At 71.8% G+C, this 252-nt stretch carries 1 pseudogene; it reads right to left on the reverse strand.

Annotated features, from left to right (window positions below):
- Window positions 1–252 (reverse strand): annotated as a pseudogene (locus K7B10_RS40525) (IS982 family transposase); the annotation flags it as partial.

Consider the following 252-nt stretch of genomic DNA (forward strand, 5'->3'; position numbering starts at 1 on the left):
GGCCAGGACCTCGCGTTCATCGGCCTTGGGGTTGGCCAGGGCCCAGGCGATGGGCAGGCCGCCGGGTGTGCAGAGCAGGTGCAGGCGCAGGCCCCAGAAGAAGCGTGAGTGGGAGGGGCAGTAGCCGTAGCCGGCCCAGCCCGCCAGCGCGGAGCGTTTGACGGTGGGGCGTGAGCGGGCGCATTCGACGGGTGTGGAGTCCACGATCCACACGTCGTCGTGCCACAGGTCGGTGTCCCGGGCGAGGGTGCG

This window comes from Streptomyces flavotricini (assembly GCF_020639365.1).
Taxonomy (GTDB): Bacteria; Actinomycetota; Actinomycetes; order Streptomycetales; family Streptomycetaceae; genus Streptomyces; species Streptomyces flavotricini.